A 17,229-nucleotide genomic window follows, 5' to 3' on the forward strand; every position below is an offset into this window, starting at 1 on the left:
CCCGTCCTCCTTGGAGCCCGTGGCTACTCTGGAGGACATGGACTATGTCTCCGCGCTCGTACCCCCGGTCGTCATGGCCGTGTTCTTCATCGGACTGATCCGGGTCATCGTGAAGACCCAGGGCGGGGCCATGAAGGCCAAGGAGGACGCGGCCGTCGACGCCGCCATCGCGCGCGCGGAGAGCGCCCGCCAGGCCTCTTCGGCCAACGACGCCTGAAGCTTCCCTTTTTCGGCGGCGCCTTCAAGGGCGTACGACTCCCGCACGCGTGCGCGTGCTTTCCGAGTCGTACGCCCTTTTTGCGCCTTTTCCACTATGGTCTGAGCTGTGCCTCGCCCATTGGGAGAACTCGAAGACTCGGTCATGACGCGGGTGTGGAAGTGGAACCGCCCGGTGACTGTTCGAGAAGTCCTGGAAGACCTTCAGCAGGAACGGTCCATCGCGTACACCACGGTGATGACCGTTTTGGACAATCTCCATCAGAAGGGCTGGGTGCGTCGTGAGGCGGAAGGCCGGGCCTATCGATATGAGGCGGTCTCCACACGCGCCGCCTACTCGGCAGCCCTGATGAACGACGCCTGGTCCCAGAGCGACAACCCCGCAGCCGCTCTCGTCGCCTTCTTCGGCATGATGAGTGACGAACAGCGTGAGGCCCTGCGCAGCGCCGTACGGATCGTCCAGGGACCGGAAACACCCGAACCCGCGGATGGCGTCGAGAACCCCGGCTCCGCGCCCTCGGGCGGTGGGCGATAGCGTCCGCTCATGTCAGCAGAGCACCCCGAAGTCACCGCGAAAGCCATCACCGTCCGGCGGGCCCGGACAGGCGATGTCGAGGCGGTGCGCCGACTCCTTGACGCCTACGTCCGCGGTCGCATCCTGCTCGACAAAGCGACGGTGACTCTTTACGAGGACATCCAGGAGTTCTGGGTCGCCGAACGGGACGACAACGCCGAGGTCGTCGGCTGCGGGGCACTGCACGTCATGTGGGAAGACCTCGCGGAAGTCCGTACTCTCGCGGTGAAGCCGGGCTTGAAGGGTGCCGGTGTGGGTCATCAGTTGCTGGAGAAGTTGCTGCACACGGCTCGCTGGCTAGGCGTTCGTCGCGTTTTCTGTCTCACCTTCGAAGTGGACTTCTTCTCGAAGCACGGCTTCGTGGAGATCGGCGAGACACCTGTTGACACCGATGTCTACGCGGAGCTGTTGCGTTCCTATGACGAGGGCGTGGCGGAGTTCCTCGGTCTCGAACGAGTGAAACCGAACACCTTGGGCAACAGTCGGATGCTTCTGCATCTGTGATCGCTGCGCTCAATTCTGCCCGGACGCCCTGCCCAGGTTCCCTATGTCCGAAACGCGCATCTTTCTGGACGGGTGAGGTCACTCGGTCTCTCCCGGGGGTTTGTGTTTTTCCAGCAAAAGCGGTTTGCTTTCCGACGTACTGCAGTACTGCATATAACAGGGGACGGCGAAACGGCGGACGCCGCAGACCCCAGGCCCGCAAGTTATCGATGAAAGGAAATCCGGTGGCACAGAAGGTTCAGGTCCTTCTTGTCGACGACCTCGACGGCGGCGAGGCGGACGAGACGGTGACGTTCGCGCTGGACGGCAAGACGTACGAGATCGATCTCACCACCGCGAATGCGGACAAGCTCCGTGGTCTTCTTGAGGCTTACGTGAAGGGCGGACGCCGTACCGGTGGCCGTGCTTCTGGCGGTCGCGGAAAGGCACGCGCCGCTACCGGTGGCAGCCAGGACACCGCGCAGATCCGCGCGTGGGCCAAGGAGAACGGCTACGAGGTCAACGACCGCGGCCGTGTTCCGGCGTCCATTCGCGAGGCCTACGAGAAGGCCAACGGCTGAGCGCACGAGCGCCGCAGCCGTACCCGGTGGCACTGCGTGGCCACCGTGTCCACAAGTCGTACGAGATCAGGGGCGTCCCCAACGCCCCCCACGGCCGGCATTGTCGGCAGCGAGGCCTCGACCTCGCACCCCGGCTCGGGGGGTCGCAGCCATACGGCGGCCCCCTGCAAGGGACCCGAGCGGCCCGCGGGAAGCGGCTGCCCCTTCGTAGGCCCCGCCGCAGGGACCGACGGCGCCTCCATGTGCTCGTCCGCGCCGAGCGCCACCAGATCCAGCGTCGGCGCCAGCGCGCCCCATTCCAGCCAGTCCAGCAGCCCCGGCAACTCCTCCGCGCTGCCCGCGGCCACCAGCAGCCGCATCCGGTCGCCCCGTACGGCCACCGGAGAGTGCGGCCCCAGCCGCCACAGCGCCGCGATTCCGGCCTCGACCGGCACGTCCAGGACGTCGAAACGCAGGCCCGTGACGAGCCGTAGCGGCTCTCCGGGCACCGTGCGCCACCCCAGTTCGTTCTCGTACCAGAGCCGCTGCCGGTCGTCCGGATCGAGCGGGCGACGGGGGAGCGGGACCGTGGTGAGAGGGGGGACTGTGCCAACCATGCCAAGAGCAACCGCCGAAGCGGCCCGAGAGTTACGCTGGGTGGTCCGGTGATTGCTTTGAGTGCCGGAAAGGGGGGCGTTCGGGGGTGGGGAGCGGCGCAAGGTTGTTCGCCCGTAGCGGAGGGAACGGGTGCGCTCGGCATGGAGTGTCAGTGCGAACGGGTAAGACATCCCTAGTGGGAGGGGGCGACACGCAGAAAAGGGCGTCTCACGTTCGCCATCGGCGTACTCATGGTGAGGGTAACTGCCTGGCCTGCGGGAACATCGTCTCGCACCATCAGGTTGGAGCAGATGTCGGCGTTCGGGTTCAGGAGGCAGTGTTGGTTCTCGGTCCGGTGTCGGCAGTTGGAATGAGCGGTCCCCGCTTGCGGGACTAAGCTGCGGAAGGACAGGGAGGGGAGCGTCCCCTTACTGCCTGACCGCTCTGAGGAGCGATTAACGATGTTCGAGAGGTTCACCGACCGCGCGCGGCGGGTTGTCGTCCTGGCTCAGGAAGAAGCCCGGATGCTCAACCACAACTACATCGGCACCGAGCACATCCTCCTGGGTCTCATCCACGAGGGTGAGGGTGTCGCCGCAAAGGCCCTGGAGAGCCTCGGCATTTCGCTTGAGGCGGTCCGCCAGCAGGTTGAGGAGATCATCGGACAGGGCCAGCAGGCACCGTCCGGTCACATCCCCTTCACTCCCCGTGCCAAGAAGGTCCTGGAGCTGTCGCTCCGCGAGGCCCTTCAGCTGGGCCACAACTACATCGGCACGGAGCACATCCTGCTCGGCCTGATCCGTGAGGGCGAGGGCGTCGCCGCCCAGGTCCTGGTCAAGCTGGGCGCTGATCTCAACCGTGTGCGGCAGCAGGTGATCCAGCTGCTCTCCGGTTACCAGGGCAAGGAGACCGCCACCGCCGGCGGCCCTGCGGAGGGCACCCCCTCGACGTCCCTGGTCCTCGACCAGTTCGGCCGGAACCTCACCCAGGCCGCTCGTGAGTCCAAGCTCGACCCGGTCATCGGGCGCGAGAAGGAGATCGAGCGGGTCATGCAGGTGCTGTCCCGCCGTACGAAGAACAACCCGGTTCTGATCGGTGAGCCCGGCGTCGGCAAGACCGCCGTCGTCGAGGGCCTCGCCCAGGCCATCGTCAAGGGCGAGGTGCCCGAGACCCTCAAGGACAAGCACCTCTACACCCTGGACCTCGGCGCGCTGGTCGCGGGCTCCCGCTACCGCGGTGACTTCGAGGAGCGCCTGAAGAAGGTCCTCAAGGAGATCCGCACCCGCGGCGACATCATCCTGTTCATCGACGAGCTGCACACGCTGGTCGGTGCGGGTGCCGCCGAGGGCGCCATCGACGCCGCTTCGATCCTGAAGCCGATGCTGGCCCGCGGTGAGCTGCAGACCATCGGTGCGACGACGCTGGACGAGTACCGCAAGCACCTGGAGAAGGACGCCGCTCTTGAGCGCCGCTTCCAGCCCATCCAGGTCGCGGAGCCGTCCCTGCCGCACACCATCGAGATCCTCAAGGGTCTGCGCGACCGGTACGAGGCGCACCACCGTGTCTCCATCACGGACGAGGCGCTGGTGCAGGCCGCCACGCTGGCCGACCGGTACATCTCGGACCGCTTCCTGCCGGACAAGGCGATCGACCTGATCGACGAGGCCGGCTCCCGGATGCGCATCCGCCGGATGACCGCGCCGCCGGACCTCCGCGAGTTCGACGAGAAGATCGCCGGCGTCCGCCGCGACAAGGAGTCCGCGATCGACTCGCAGGACTTCGAGAAGGCCGCCTCCCTCCGCGACAAGGAGAAGCAGCTCCTGGCCGCCAAGGCCAAGCGGGAGAAGGAGTGGAAGGCCGGCGACATGGACGTCGTCGCCGAGGTCGACGGCGAGCTGATCGCCGAGGTCCTCGCGACCGCCACCGGCATTCCCGTCTTCAAGCTCACCGAGGAGGAGTCCTCCCGACTCCTCCGCATGGAGGACGAGCTCCACAAGCGGGTCATCGGCCAGAAGGACGCCGTCAAGGCGCTCTCGAAGGCGATCCGTCGTACGCGTGCGGGCCTCAAGGACCCGAAGCGTCCCGGTGGTTCGTTCATCTTCGCCGGCCCGTCCGGCGTCGGTAAGACCGAGCTGTCGAAGGCCCTGGCGGAGTTCCTCTTCGGTGACGAGGACGCGCTGATCTCCCTCGACATGTCGGAGTTCAGCGAGAAGCACACGGTGTCGCGGCTCTTCGGTTCGCCCCCCGGATACGTGGGCTACGAAGAGGGCGGCCAGCTGACGGAGAAGGTGCGGCGCAAGCCGTTCTCGGTGGTCCTCTTCGACGAGGTCGAGAAGGCCCACCCGGACATCTTCAACAGCCTTCTCCAGATCCTGGAGGACGGTCGCCTGACCGACTCCCAGGGCCGGGTCGTGGACTTCAAGAACACGGTCATCATCATGACGACCAACCTTGGAACCCGTGACATCTCCAAGGGCTTCAACCTGGGCTTCGCGGCCACGGGTGACACGAAGTCCAACTACGAGCGCATGAAGAACAAGGTCTCGGACGAGCTCAAGCAGCACTTCCGGCCCGAGTTCCTCAACCGCGTCGACGACGTGGTCGTCTTCCCGCAGCTCACGCAGGAGGACATCCTCAAGATCGTCGACCTGATGGTCGGCAAGGTCGACGAGCGCCTCAAGGACCGGGACATGGGCATCGAGCTCTCCTCGGCCGCGAAGGAGCTCCTCTCCAAGAAGGGTTACGACCCGGTGCTGGGCGCGCGTCCGCTGCGTCGCACGATCCAGCGCGAGATCGAGGACACGCTGTCGGAGAAGATCCTCTTCGGCGAGCTGCGTCCCGGTCACATCGTGGTCGTCGACGTGGAGGGCGAGGGCGAGGCCAAGACCTTCACCTTCCGGGGTGAGGAGAAGTCGGCGCTGCCGGACGTTCCGCCGATCGAGCAGGCGGCCGGTGGGGCTGGGCCCAATCTGAGCAAGGAGGCGTGACCCGGTAAGGGTTGCGTTTGGCCAAGGGGCCGCGCCAGGACTTCGGTTCTGGTGCGGCCCCTTCGGCATGGACGGGCAGGGGGTCGGCGAGGCTGCCGCGCCCCCCGACCTCCATACCGGTGGCTAGGACAACTGGCCGTCGTAGTCCGGCAGTTTGAACGTCTTCTCGGCGTGGCCGCCCGACAGGTCGGTGGCGCTGTTGCCGATGTTCGCGATGATCGTGTAGCCCTTGTTCTCGATCGCGGTGCGCTGGGCCGTCTTGTAGTCGGCGACGTCCTTGAAGAGGTCGAAGAGGCCGCGGACGTAGAGGCCGTCGACGTCGTAGCCGTCGTGTTCGAGGTTGTACTCGGTCGGCAGGTAGATGATCCCCGGGCGAGCTGTGACGAAGAACAGCGAAACGCCGTGCTCCTGGGCGTACTTGGCGACCGCGAGCACCGGCTTGTTGGCCGGCTGCGGCCAGCTGAAGCCGAAGTCGGTCTCCAGGGTGGTGTTGTCGATGTCGAACACGATCGCCTGCTTCTCACCGGGCTTCGTGGCCGCGATCCGCTGCTTCAGGTAGGGCAGGGCCTGGTTCATCACCGTCTGGCAGTCCTGCTGCCAGGTGGCGTAGTCGACGGTCGCGGTGGCCGCGGCGGAGCTGGTCGTCGTCGCGGCTTCGGCGGGGACGGTCAGCGTGGCGAGGGCCGCCGCGGACACGGCGACGATGGCGGTACGGCGAGCCCAGGGGCGTCGTCTCGTCATGGGGGTGGGGGTTCCTCTCACGGATGTGCGCTGCCGGTGCAGAAGGCATGTTCGTGGGCGAGAGTGGCGTGAGGGGAACCGTAAGGTTACTGGACGGTAGGTGTATAGAGGTGTGCGTCACACGAGCTGGATTGTGTCGGGGACTTGTCTGCGTTGAGAGCGCGGCAGGTTTTCAAGGGGGGCATATCGGCGAGGCGAGGGATGAAATTTCTGGGCAGTTGTCGAGGTAAAGGGTGCGAGGGCGGCGATAGTCCTTCAGGAAAGCCAGGCGTGTGATCACGGAGTTCCCCGCCTCGTATTTGTTCCGCGGCGGTGGGCTCGGCTCCTGTCTGCCGATACGGCCCGTCCCGGGTAGTCCCGGTCACATTCTCCCTACCGGTGATCGTCTGGGGCGGTGACAAGCCGCACAGGCGATTCGGGCTCTACTAGGGTAGATAGTGGTTCGCACCGATCGGGGCAAAAGGGACTTTTTTCTTGGGGTTGGTGGAACCGGATGGCCGATTCTGCCGTCCGGGGGCGATTTATGCCGTGTGGGTGCTCTGTCAAGAAGACGGAAGTTTTGTGCTGAAGTACTAGGTTCCGTCGTAGAAGGGTGGTTTGGGGGTCTGTGGGGTCCGGGGTTACCAATGAACGTGCCATCCGGCGGCCGTATGTGTGCCGGGTGGCTTTTCTGTCCCCGTCCCCCGTGAGGTTTCGATGTTCCGGCGCGCCACGTCCCGCTCTTCCCGTACGTCTTCGCTCCGCACCCGGGTGGCCGTCCTGGTCGTCGGGCTGGGAGCCGGCGCCGTGCTGGGCACCGGGGTCGCGAGCGCTGCCACCGCTACCGTGAGCGTCGCGCCCAAGGCCGTCAGTGCGACGACCGCCGCCTCGTGGGTCGACCCGGTGAAGAAGTACACGCTGTCCGCGAGCTTCGCCCAGGCCGGCAGCATGTGGCAGTCCACCCACAGTGGGCAGGACTTCGCCGTGGCCAGTGGCACCGAGGTCGTGGCCGCGCACGGCGGGACCGTCGTCAAGGCCGGTGGCAACGGTGCCGGTGACGGTGCCGCGTACGGCAACGCCATCGTCATCAAGCACGGCAACGGGACGTACTCGCAGTACGCCCACCTCTCGCGCATCGACGTGAAGGTCGGGCAGGTCGTCAGCACCGGTCAGCACATCGCGCTCTCCGGCAGCACCGGCAACTCCAGCGGTCCCCACCTGCACTTCGAGATCCGTACGACCGCCAACTACGGCTCGGCGATAGACCCGGTCGCGTTCCTGCGCGGCAAGGGTGTGTCTGTCTAAGCCTCGTCCTGAACGGGCTTCGAGCCCGCGTGGGCCTGCGTGATCATGTCGGTGGCGACCTCCAGGACGGCCTTGCGCTTGTCCTCGGGGTCGCCTTCGAGGTCCTGTACGGCGAACATCCCGGCGTGCAGTGTGAAGATCGCGCTGAGCGAGCGGACCTGGTCGACCAGGCTCGTCTCGGGGTCGATCATGATCTCCCGCAGGCCGCGCATGCGCTCCTTGAAACGCTCGCCGATGCGCAGGTCCCGTACCGTCGCCTGGTTCTCCTGCATGAAGCGGAACAGCGGGGTCGCGCCGTCGAGCGCGACGGCGTAGCGCCGTACGATCTCCTGCTTGGTCGCCAGGGTGTGCGGCTGGTCGCGGCCCCACTCGATGAGGTCCTCGATCGGCTTCGTCAGGTCCTCGAAGATGCTGACGAGGATCTCTTCCTTGGTCTTGAAGTGGTAGTAGAGCGCCGCCTTCGTGACGTCCAGGTGCTCGGCGATCTCGCGCAGCGAGGTCTTCTCGTAGCCCTGCTCGGCGAAGAGTTCGAGCGCCACGTCCTGGATGCGCTGGCGGGTGTCTCCGCGACGTTGCCGCTTGGTGCCGTCCATGGTGCCGCCCATCCGTTTCATGCTCCAGCAAACTTACTTGACGCCCGGCTAGTTACGGGTCTACTTTCCCTGAGTGTAGTCAACTAGCCGGGCGGCAAGTAAGTAGCCGGACGGTGGCGGTATGAGCGGTATCAAGGGGAGTGGGACAGATGGCGGACACACAGACGGTCGAGACCGGGCCGGGGGAAACCGAGAAACAGCCGAAGAGCGTGCGGGTCGTCCTGCTCGCGCTGATGATCACCATGATGCTCGCAATGCTCGACAACATGATCGTGGGTACGGCGATGCCGACGATCGTCGGTGAGCTGGGCGGGCTGGAGCACCTGTCGTGGGTCGTCACCGCGTACACGCTCGCTACGGCCAGCTCCACGCCCCTGTGGGGCAAGCTCGGGGACCTGTACGGGCGCAAGGGCGCCTTCATGACCTCGATCGTGATCTTCCTGGCCGGTTCCGCGCTGAGCGGTATGGCGCAGAACATGGGGCAGTTGATCGGTTTCCGGGCCATCCAGGGTCTCGGTGCCGGTGGTCTGATGGTCGGCGTCATGGCGATCATCGGCGACCTCATCCCGCCGCGTGAGCGGGGCAAGTACCAGGGCATGATGGCCGGCGTCATGGCGCTCGCGATGATCGGCGGACCGCTGGTCGGCGGCACCATCACCGACAACTGGGGCTGGCGCTGGTCCTTCTACATCAACCTGCCGCTCGGCGTCGTCGCGCTCGCCGCGATCAGTGCCGTACTGCACCTGCCGAAGAAGCGCTCGCAGGCGCGGATCGACTACCTGGGTGCCGGACTGCTGACCGTCGGCATCACCTCGATCGTGCTCGTCACCACGTGGGGCGGTTCGCAGTACGCCTGGACCTCCGTGCGGATCATGGAGCTGATCGGGCTCGGTGTGGCCGCGCTCGTCGGGTTCGTGTTCTGGCAGACCAAGGCCGTCGAGCCGGTCGTACCGTTGCACATCTTCCGCAGCCGCAACTTCACCCTGATGGCGATCATCGGCTTCATCACCGGCTTCGTGATGTTCGGCGCGACCCTGTTCCTGCCGCTGTACCAGCAGTCCGTGCAGGGCGCGTCCGCGACCAACTCGGGGCTGTTGCTCCTGCCGATGCTCGGCGCGATGCTCGTGACCTCGATGGTCGCGGGGCGGGTGACCACCAACACCGGTAAGTACAAGGTGTTCCCGGTCGTCGGCAGCGTCCTGATGGGCGCCGGGCTGTACCTGCTGTCGACCATGGACACCGGGACCTCGCGCTTCATGTCCGGTGTGTTCATGGCCGTCGTCGGTCTCGGCATGGGCTGCCTGATGCAGATCACCATGCTGGTCGCGCAGAACAGCGTCGAGATGAAGGACATGGGCGTCGCGTCGTCCACGAGCACCCTGTCCCGTACCCTCGGCTCCTCCTTCGGGGTCGCCATCATGGGCGCGCTGTTCAACCACCGGGTCCAGGACGTCATGGCCCAGCGGGCCGGCGCGCTGGGCTCCAAGGTGACCGAGCAGTCCGCCCAGCTGGACGCGAAGAGCCTGGCGAAGCTGCCGGCGGTGGCCCGTGAGGCGTACCAGCACGCGGTGTCGGCCGGTACGCACTCCGCGTTCCTGCTGGGGGCTGTGGTGGCGGTGGTCGCGCTGGTGGCGGCGGTGTTCGTGAAGGAGGTTCCGCTGAAGGGGGCGGGGTCGGCTGCGCCTGAGCCTGGCGGGGATGCGGAAGCGGAAGCAGTGGCGCCGGCGTCTGTGGTCGAGGCCGTCTGATCTGCTGACAGTGAGCTGAAGGTCCCCCGGTTGGTGTCCGCCCCGGGGGGCCTTCTCTGCGTGTTCGGCTGCGGGTGCGTTGCCGGGGGCTCCGCCCCCGGGCCCCCGTATCGGCCCGAAGGGCCTCGTCCTCAAACTCCCCCAGAGGGGGGACCCCCAACGGGCTGAAATGAACGGGCCGGGGTCGAGTCGATAGGCGCCGGAGTGGCTGGAGTGGCCGGGCTGGTGTCGGCGAGCGCCGGAGTGGCCGGGTTGGTTGGGCTGGCGTCGGCGAGCGGCGGTCGGGCTGGTGTCGGCAGGCGCCGGACAGGGTGAAGGGAACGGGCCGGTGTCGACAGGTGTCGGAGCGGCCGGATTAGTCGGGCCGGTGTTGACGAGCGCCGGAAGGGCTACATTCAGCGGCCGAGGTCGACAGGCGTCCGACGGGCAGGATTTGAACGGCCGATGTCGGCAAGCGCCGGACGGATTGGATTGAACGGCCGGTGTCGGCAAGCGCCGGAGCGGTCGAGCAGCCGAGCGGTCGGGTCGGTCGCGATGTCAGTGGGGCGTGCCACTATCGATCGCATGGACAAAATGCGGCAGTTGCGCCTCGCCAAGGACGCCATGGACCGCGACTGGGCCGAGCCGGAGCTCGATCTGGGCGTGGTGGCCGCGCATGCCGGATATTCGCGGTACCACTTCATCCGGGCCTTCAAGGAGGCGTACGGCGAGACGCCCGGTCAGTATCTGACGCACCGCCGCATCGAGCGGGCCGAGGAGATGCTCCGTAGCGCCGATCTCTCGGTGACGGAGATCTGCCATCTGGTCGGCTTCAGCAGCCTCGGTACTTTCTCGGCCCGGTTCAAGGCGCGGACCGGGCTGACGCCCAGCGAGTACCGGACCAAGCACGTGGGGCGCGGGGCCGCTCTCATCCCCGGGTGCTACGCGATGCTCTGGGCCGGCGGTTTTCCCACCGCAACTTTGGAGAAGCGTCGCGCTGCCCGCCCTGCCTACGGTGATGAGCAGGAAGCCACCTCGATCTCGACCTCGTCCGACAGGAGCGCGGAGACATGATCCAAGGGCTGGGCATCACCACCGTGTGGACCTTCGACCAACAGCGCACCAAGGCCTTCTTCACCGAGAAACTGGACTTCGAGGTCCGGGACGACATCTCGATGGGCGACATGAAGTGGGTCACCGTGGGCGCCAAGAACCAGCCGGGCGTCGCGCTCACGCTGATGAGCCCGGACGGCCCGGGCCTGGACCCCGAGTCCGCCGAGGCGCTGAAGAAGCTGGTCAGTAAGGGAGTGCTGGGTGCCGGGGCGTTCAGTACGGACGACTGCCGCGGTGACTACGCGACCTTCAAGGCCCGCGGGGTCGAGTTCCTGCAGGAGCCGAAGGAGCGGCCGTACGGCATCGAGGCGATCTTCCGCGACGACAGCGGCAACTGGTACTCGCTGACCGAGCGCAGCGAGGAACTGGACTTCTCCAAGGACTTCGGATGAGCGGGGAGGCGGTGGCGGAGACCGAGCCGGACCACACGGCGGTGCGGGTCGCCCTGTGGCGGGCCCTGCACGTCCGGGCCGATCCGCCGCCGCATGTCATCGAGGACGAGATCGGGCTGCTGCTCGCGGACCCCGGGGACGACTGGCGGGAGCGTCCCGACATGGACGTCGAGGCCACGCGCCGGATGCGTGCGTCGATCGTGGCGCGGGCCCGCTTCGTCGAGGACGTGGTGGCGGAGCAGGCCGGGCGGGGCGTGGACCAGTACGTCGTCCTCGGCGCCGGCCTGGACACCTTCGCCCAGCGGCGGCCCGAACTGGGCGCGAGACTAACGGTGTTCGAGGTCGAGCAGCCCGGCACACAGGCCTGGAAGCGACGGCGGCTGACCGAGCTGGGGTACGACCTGCCGGACTGGCTGCGGTTCGTGCCGGTGGACTTCGAGGGCGACTGGTGGGGGCAGCTGGCCGTCGCCGGTCTCGACACCGGGCGGCCCGCCGTGGTGGCCGCGACCGGCGTGACCATGTATCTCACCCGGGACGCGATCACCACCATGTTCCGCCTGGTCGCCGGACTCGCCCCGGGCTCCACCCTGGTCACCACGTTCCTACGGCCCCCGGACGACGTGGAGCCGGAGCAGCGTGCGCAGTTGCAGGTGGCGCAGCGCGGGGCTCGTGCCTCGGGCACACCGTTCCTGAGCTTCTTCACCCCGGAGCAGATGCTCGCGCTGGGTCGCGAGTGCGGGTTCCGCGAGGTGCGGCACGTGTCGGCGGCGGAGCTTGCGGAGCGGTACTTCGCCGACAGGGGAGACGGGGTGGAGCCGTCTCGGGGGGAGGAGGTGATGGTGGCGAGTACGTGAGGCGTGAAGGGTGGGGGATGGGGTGTCAGGTGTGGGGGTGAGGCGTGGGGCGGTTGGACTGCCCCGCCTCGCCGCCGTAGTGCACTGCGGCAAATCCTCGAACGGGGCTGCGGGCGCGGCGAGTTGTCCGAAAAGCAGGACCTCGACCTCATGGTCGACCAGGTCTACGGCGTGTTCTGGTACCGCTTCCTGCTCGGGCACGGCTCGCTGGACGCCCGTACCGCGAAGCGGCTGACCGACTCGCTGCTGCCGTAGAACGGGTTACGGCAGCAGCGGATAGCTGCCCGTGCTCGTCGGGGCGTGTTCCGGCAGCCAGAGCACGGCGACCGCGCCCTCCGCCGGGATGTACTCCGCCGCGCCCGCCGGGCGTACGTTGCGGAAGGTCAGGCGGGCGCCGAGGACGCGGGCCTGGCCGGCCGCGATGGTCAGGCCGAGGCCGTGGCCGTGGCCCGCGCGGTCCTTGCTGCCGGTGCGGAAGCGGCTCGGGCCCTCCGCGAGGAGTTCCTCGGGGAAGCCGGGGCCATGGTCGCGGACCCGGATGACCCGGCCCTCGACGGAGACCTCGATCGGCGGTTTGCCGTGGCGGGCCGCGTTGGCGAGGAGGTTGAACAGGACGCGTTCCAGGCGGCGCGGGTCGGTGGTGACCTCCGACTCGTGCACCACGTGCACCACCGCGTCCGGGTCCTTCGCGACCACCCGGCGGGTCACGAAGTCGCCCAGCAGGATGTCCTGCAACTCGGCCCGCTCCGAGGCCCCGTCGAGCCGGGCGACCTCCAGGACGTCCTCGACGAGCGTGCGCATCGCCTTCGCGCGGTCCAGGACCAGCTCGGTCGGGCGGCCCGGGGGGAGCAGTTCGGCTGCGGTCAGCAGGCCTGTCACCGGGGTGCGCAGCTCGTGTGCGATGTCCGCGGTGACTCGGCGTTCGGCCTCAAGCCGCTGTTGCAGCGCGTCCGTCATCGCGTCCACCGCGCGCGCGAGGTCGTCGGTCTCGTCCCGTACGACCCCGCCGATCGCGTCCCGCACCCGTACGTCCGTCTCGCCCTTGGCGACCTGGTTCGCAGCAGCCGCCGCCTTGCGCAGCCGGCGCGAGAGCTGGCCGCCGATCAGGACACCGAGCGCACTGCCGCCGAGCACGGCCGCGATCGAGCCGATCACCAGGGCCTGGTCGAGGTCCTTGAGGATGTCCGTGCTGCGGTCGGTGAACCCCGTGTGCAGGGACATGACATGGCCGTCCTTGAGGGGTACGGCCGCCCAGATGTCCGGCACGCCGTGCGGCCGGTCGGTGACGTACGTCGCCCGGCGGCCCTCCGCGACCTTCTCGCGCAGCGCCGACGGCAGACTCGGGTCGTCGATCTTGATGCTCGGGAAGTTCGGCCGCCCCGACAACTCGTAGTTGCGCTGCGCGATCTGGACGCGCTCGTCCGCGAGGTCGCGCGCGTTGTCCAGCATCGAGACCCGGGCCGCGTTGTGCACGACCAGGCTGAGCGCTATGGCGACCAGCGTGCCGACCAGCGCGATGGCCGCGCTGAGCTTCCATCTCAGGCCGGTACGAATGCCCGCCCGGTCCATGAACGACGGGACCCTGCGCCGTGATTTCCCCCGCATACCCCTGCTCAGGCCTTCAACTTGTAGCCGAAGCCGCGGACCGTCTCGATCCGGTCCTGGCCAATCTTCGTGCGCAGCCGCTGCACATGGACGTCCACGACCCGGGTGTCACCGCCCCAGCCGTAGTCCCACACCCGCTCCAGGAGCTTGTCGCGGGACAGGACCGTGCCCGGCGCCGAGGAGAACTCCAGGAGCAGCCGCATCTCGGTCGGCGTCAGCGCCACCGGCTGTCCGGCCCGGAGCACCTCCATGCCCTCGGTGTCGATCTCCAGATCGCCGAAGGTCAGCACCCCGCCGCCGACCGGGGCCGCCTCCGAGTCCGCCGTACGGTCGCTGCCGCTCGCGTGTCCGAAGCGGCGCAGTACCGCGCGGATGCGGGCCACCAGGACGGCGCCGTCGAAGGGCTTCGTGACGTAGTCGTCGGCGCCCGCCTCCAGGCCGAGTACGACGTCGATCGAGTCCGCGCGCGCCGACAGCATGATCACCGGGACCGTCGACTCGTCCCGGATCCGGCGGCACAGGCTCACCCCGTCCAGGCCGGGGACCATCACGTCCAGCAGCGCGATGTCGGGGCGGTCCGCCCGGAACGCCTCCAGGCCCGACAGCCCGTCGGGCATGGCGGTGACCACGAAGCCGTCCCGCTCCAGGGCGAGTTGGGTGGCCTCGCGGATGACGTCGTCGTCCTCGACGAACAGGACGTGGGTCTGGTCTGCCATCCCGGTGCTCTCAGTCCTCTGCTCTCAGTCCTCGTGTGGATCGTTCTCAAGCATGGGACGCCCGAAGCGGCGTCCGCGTTCACTGAAGGATCGGTTCGGGCCACCCGATCGGTTCTGTCCTCGCCCGATCGGTTCGGTCGGTTCCGGTCAGTTTCCGCTCGGGGCGGGCGAGGCGTCGCCCCCGACGGCGTTGCTGTACTCGTTGTGGGTGCTGTACTCCTGGACGAAACGGTTCGCGGTCCAGCGGTACGTGATCACGTTCTCACCGGAGGGGCTCGACACCGGGTCGCCCTTCTCGTACACCTGCTTGGTGACGACCAGATCGCCGCGGTCGATCTCCGCGTAGACCGGGGGTTCCTCGGCCTTGAACACATTCTCGTACGTCCCGCCCGTCGCGCGATACACGTACGAGCCGATCCCGACCGCGTCGCCGCAGGTCATCACGTTGACGACGACGTCGTTGACGGTGCCTCCGGTCAGCTCGCCGTAGGACACGTCGACCGCGTACTCGTCGGCGACACACGGCTTCAGCTCGTGCTTGACCGCCGAGGAGACCTTCGGGTCGTCCATGACGAGTTTGACCGCGTCCACATGGTCGTCGACGGTCGCGGAGGGCGCGGGGGACTTGGCCTCCGCGACGCCCGCCACCGAGTCGGAGTGTGCCGGGCCCTCGTCACGGGCGCCGGTGCCGCCGGTGGCGCAGCCGGACACCAAAAGGGCGAGGGCGGCGAGCACGGCCACCGCCGTGAACGCCGCCTCCAGGCTTCCGCGCACCCTGCTGGGCCCGGGGGAGTTGCTCAGCCCGGGCCCAGGGGTGTCGTCGCTCAGGCCGCGCAACGCTCCCGCTCCTCACGCTCCAGCGCGCGTGCGTCCAGGTCGCGGGCCTCCAGCTCCTCCCGGAGCCGGGCGAGCGCCCGGTGCAGCGTGCTCTTGACCGTACCGGCCGACATGCCCAGGGCCGCGGCCGTCTCTTCGGTGGACATCTGCTCCCAGTGTCGCAGGACGACAACACTGCGCTGTTTCGGAGCGAGAACTTTCATGATGTCCATAAGAAGCGCCCTGTCCGCGTGCTGCTCGGTCGCGTCGTCCACGCTCGCGTCCGGGAGCTGCTCGGTGGGGACCTCTTCGAGCTTGCGGGCCCGCCACCACTCGGTCCGGGTGTTGATCATGACGCGGCGCAGGTACGCGTCCGCGAGGCGCTTGTCCTCGATGGTCTCCCAGCGGCCGTACGTCCGTACCAGCGCCGTCTGGAGCAGGTCCTGGGCGTCGACCGGGTCCGGCACCAGCCGGCGGGCGCTGCGCAGCAGCGCGTCCTGTCGGGTGCGGACGTACTCCTCGAATTCGAGCACCTCGCCCTGCGCCATGATCAACCGCCTCCATCCCCGTTTCCGACCCGCCTGCTGCCGGTTTTCCTCTGCTGCGTCCCGCCGGTCTGCGGTACAGGAACGAAGCTACGGAGGGGTTGTCACGGCACTGTGCGGAGCAGCCTGCGGAGAGCGCTCGGCTGTCCGTCGGTTGTGTAACGGAAGTAGGTCGGGGGTAAGGGGGCGGGGTTGTTGGGGTGGGTATGGGGCGGTTTGGGCTGTGCGGGAGTGTTGCGGGAGCGGGGAGTTGGCTGTGTGACGGTCGCTTGGCTGTGAAATGACTGGGTGTCAGGTGCGGGCTGAGGGCAGTCGGTACAGGCCGTCCGGCAGTGGTTCCACGAGGCCGTCGGAGACGAGGCCGTCCAATGCCCTGGCCCGCTGCACCGGCTCGTGCCACACCCGGTCGAGTGCGGACTGGGGGACGGGGGTGTCCGCTGCCGCTTCGCGGAGTACGGCGAGCAGCTTGCCGCGTACCTGGCGGTCCGTGCCGGCGTACGTCTGGGCGCGGCGGGCCGGGCCCTCGTGGTCCGGCTTGCCGGCCAGGTTCCAGGCGCACTGGGCGCTGATCGGGCAGCGGTGGCACGTCTCGTTCTTCGCCGTGCAGACGAGTGCGCCCAGTTCCATGGAGGCCGCTGCCCAGCGGGCGGCGGTGTGCTCGTCCTGGGGGAGCAGGGCGCGGGCCAGCTTGCGTTCGGCGGCGGTGGTGGCGTTCGGGGGGTACTGGACGCCGGTGACCGCGCGCGCGAACACGCGGCGGACGTTGGTGTCCAGTACGGCGTGGCGCTGGCCGTAGGCGAAGGAGGCGACCGCGGCGGCCGTGTACTCGCCGATGCCGGGGAGCGCGAGAAGCTGGGCGTGGTCGGTGGGGACGTCGCCGCCGTGCCGTTCCGTTATGGCGGTGGCGGCGCCGTGCAGGCGCAGGGCGCGGCGGGGGTAGCCGAGGCGGCCCCAGGCGCGGACGGCCTCGCCGGGGGCGTCCGCGGCGAGGTCTGCGGGGCGGGGCCAGCGGGCGAGCCACTGTTCGTATACGGGGAGGACTCGGTTGACCGGGGTCTGCTGGAGCATGAACTCGCTGACCATCACGCCCCAGGGGCCGGCGTCGGGGCGGCGCCAGGGGAGGTCGCGGGCGTTGTCCTCGAACCAGTCGATGACCGGGGTGTGGAGGTGGGCTCCGGCTGGGGCGGAGGTAGAGGTGGAGGGGGCGTCGGAGGGGGTGCTGTGTGGGGGCTTCGTGGGCGCAGTCATGGCCACCCGATCCTGCCATGTGTCGGTCGTTCGGCGGGTGCGGGTCGGTGGGTGGTTCGCCGGATGATTCGTTGTGGGTCGGGGCCGCGCCGGGGGGTGTCCGTCCTCGGAACGGCGCGGAATCGGTCACTCAAGAATGTGGCGGTGTTGACGCGCCAACCGCTGCGGGCGGACACCC

At 68.1% G+C, this 17,229-nt stretch carries 19 protein-coding genes; 11 read left to right on the forward strand and 8 right to left on the reverse strand.

Annotated elements, in window-relative coordinates; genetic code table 11:
• Positions 1-37: 37 nt before the first annotated feature.
• From AB0I69_RS46155 to AB0I69_RS46170, 4 genes are all read left to right on the forward strand, one after another.
• Complete coding sequence (locus tag AB0I69_RS46155) at positions 38-217, forward strand: hypothetical protein (RefSeq protein ID WP_363101846.1); 180 nt, start codon at positions 38-40, stop codon at positions 215-217.
• Between the two features lie 120 nt (positions 218-337).
• Positions 338-751: a BlaI/MecI/CopY family transcriptional regulator gene (locus AB0I69_RS46160; RefSeq protein WP_200715431.1), complete on the forward strand. Its 414-nt coding sequence runs from the start codon at positions 338-340 to the stop codon at positions 749-751.
• Between the two features lie 9 nt (positions 752-760).
• Complete coding sequence (locus tag AB0I69_RS46165) at positions 761-1,294, forward strand: amino-acid N-acetyltransferase (protein WP_019064250.1); 534 nt, start codon at positions 761-763, stop codon at positions 1,292-1,294.
• 224 nt (positions 1,295-1,518) lie between these two features.
• Positions 1,519-1,854, forward strand: coding sequence for an Lsr2 family protein (locus tag AB0I69_RS46170; protein WP_055512928.1), 336 nt, complete (start codon positions 1,519-1,521; stop codon positions 1,852-1,854).
• On the opposite strand, the gene AB0I69_RS46175 is transcribed toward AB0I69_RS46170, so the two are convergent.
• Positions 1,833-2,450: an SCO3374 family protein gene (locus AB0I69_RS46175; protein WP_363101847.1), complete on the reverse strand. Its 618-nt coding sequence runs from the start codon at positions 2,448-2,450 to the stop codon at positions 1,833-1,835. The genes AB0I69_RS46170 and AB0I69_RS46175 overlap by 22 nt on opposite strands.
• Before the next feature lie 441 nt (positions 2,451-2,891).
• Between AB0I69_RS46175 and AB0I69_RS46180 the strand changes: the two genes are divergently transcribed.
• Positions 2,892-5,417, forward strand: coding sequence for an ATP-dependent Clp protease ATP-binding subunit (locus AB0I69_RS46180; protein ID WP_363101848.1), 2,526 nt, complete (start codon positions 2,892-2,894; stop codon positions 5,415-5,417).
• A gap of 123 nt (positions 5,418-5,540) precedes the next feature.
• On the opposite strand, the gene AB0I69_RS46185 is transcribed toward AB0I69_RS46180, so the two are convergent.
• A complete protein-coding gene (locus tag AB0I69_RS46185; RefSeq protein ID WP_363101849.1) occupies positions 5,541-6,158 on the reverse strand; it encodes an HAD family acid phosphatase in 618 nt (205 codons plus the stop codon).
• A 696-nt stretch (positions 6,159-6,854) separates the two neighbouring features.
• Here AB0I69_RS46185 and AB0I69_RS46190 point away from each other — a divergent pair.
• On the forward strand, positions 6,855-7,442 hold the full coding sequence (locus tag AB0I69_RS46190) for a M23 family metallopeptidase (RefSeq protein ID WP_363101850.1): 588 nt from the start codon (positions 6,855-6,857) through the stop codon (positions 7,440-7,442).
• Here the strand turns inward: AB0I69_RS46190 and AB0I69_RS46195 are convergent.
• Complete coding sequence (locus tag AB0I69_RS46195; RefSeq protein WP_363101851.1) at positions 7,439-8,047, reverse strand: helix-turn-helix domain-containing protein; 609 nt, start codon at positions 8,045-8,047, stop codon at positions 7,439-7,441. The genes AB0I69_RS46190 and AB0I69_RS46195 overlap by 4 nt on opposite strands.
• A 137-nt stretch (positions 8,048-8,184) precedes the next feature.
• On the opposite strand from AB0I69_RS46195, the gene AB0I69_RS46200 reads away from it, so the two are divergent.
• From AB0I69_RS46200 to AB0I69_RS46220, 5 genes are all read left to right on the forward strand, one after another.
• Positions 8,185-9,783, forward strand: coding sequence for an MDR family MFS transporter (locus AB0I69_RS46200; RefSeq protein ID WP_363101852.1), 1,599 nt, complete (start codon positions 8,185-8,187; stop codon positions 9,781-9,783).
• A gap of 573 nt (positions 9,784-10,356) precedes the next feature.
• Positions 10,357-10,836 carry a helix-turn-helix transcriptional regulator gene (locus AB0I69_RS46205; RefSeq protein ID WP_363101863.1) on the forward strand — a complete coding sequence of 160 codons (480 nt, stop codon included), beginning with the start codon at positions 10,357-10,359 and terminating at the stop codon, positions 10,834-10,836.
• On the forward strand, positions 10,833-11,267 hold the full coding sequence (locus AB0I69_RS46210; protein WP_363101853.1) for a VOC family protein: 435 nt from the start codon (positions 10,833-10,835) through the stop codon (positions 11,265-11,267). The genes AB0I69_RS46205 and AB0I69_RS46210 overlap by 4 nt, the downstream gene beginning before the upstream one ends.
• Positions 11,264-12,121: a class I SAM-dependent methyltransferase gene (locus tag AB0I69_RS46215; protein WP_363101854.1), complete on the forward strand. Its 858-nt coding sequence runs from the start codon at positions 11,264-11,266 to the stop codon at positions 12,119-12,121. Before AB0I69_RS46210 ends, AB0I69_RS46215 begins: the two co-directional genes overlap by 4 nt.
• Positions 12,122-12,244: 123 nt before the next feature.
• Complete coding sequence (locus tag AB0I69_RS46220) at positions 12,245-12,376, forward strand: hypothetical protein (protein ID WP_363101855.1); 132 nt, start codon at positions 12,245-12,247, stop codon at positions 12,374-12,376.
• A 6-nt stretch (positions 12,377-12,382) separates the two neighbouring features.
• Here AB0I69_RS46220 and cseC read toward each other — a convergent pair whose 3' ends face one another.
• The 5 genes from cseC to AB0I69_RS46245 all read right to left on the reverse strand — a co-directional run bounded on the left by cseC (position 12,383) and on the right by AB0I69_RS46245 (position 17,051).
• Positions 12,383-13,726, reverse strand: coding sequence for a two-component system sensor histidine kinase CseC (gene cseC / locus AB0I69_RS46225; protein WP_363101856.1), 1,344 nt, complete (start codon positions 13,724-13,726; stop codon positions 12,383-12,385).
• Positions 13,727-13,734: 8 nt separating this feature from the next.
• Complete coding sequence (cseB, locus tag AB0I69_RS46230; RefSeq protein ID WP_363101857.1) at positions 13,735-14,442, reverse strand: two-component system response regulator CseB; 708 nt, start codon at positions 14,440-14,442, stop codon at positions 13,735-13,737.
• 147 nt (positions 14,443-14,589) lie between these two features.
• Positions 14,590-15,243 carry a hypothetical protein gene (locus AB0I69_RS46235; protein WP_363101864.1) on the reverse strand — a complete coding sequence of 218 codons (654 nt, stop codon included), beginning with the start codon at positions 15,241-15,243 and terminating at the stop codon, positions 14,590-14,592.
• A 23-nt stretch (positions 15,244-15,266) separates the two neighbouring features.
• Positions 15,267-15,806, reverse strand: a complete 540-nt coding sequence (locus AB0I69_RS46240) for a SigE family RNA polymerase sigma factor (RefSeq protein WP_019064956.1) — start codon at positions 15,804-15,806, stop codon at positions 15,267-15,269.
• Positions 15,807-16,094: 288 nt separating this feature from the next.
• Positions 16,095-17,051 (reverse strand): A/G-specific adenine glycosylase, encoded by a 957-nt coding sequence (locus AB0I69_RS46245; RefSeq protein WP_363101858.1) that lies wholly within the window; start codon positions 17,049-17,051, stop codon positions 16,095-16,097.
• Positions 17,052-17,229 lie beyond the last annotated feature (178 nt).

It is taken from the genome of Streptomyces sp. NPDC050508, from assembly GCF_040655155.1.
GTDB lineage: Bacteria > Actinomycetota > Actinomycetes > Streptomycetales > Streptomycetaceae > Streptomyces.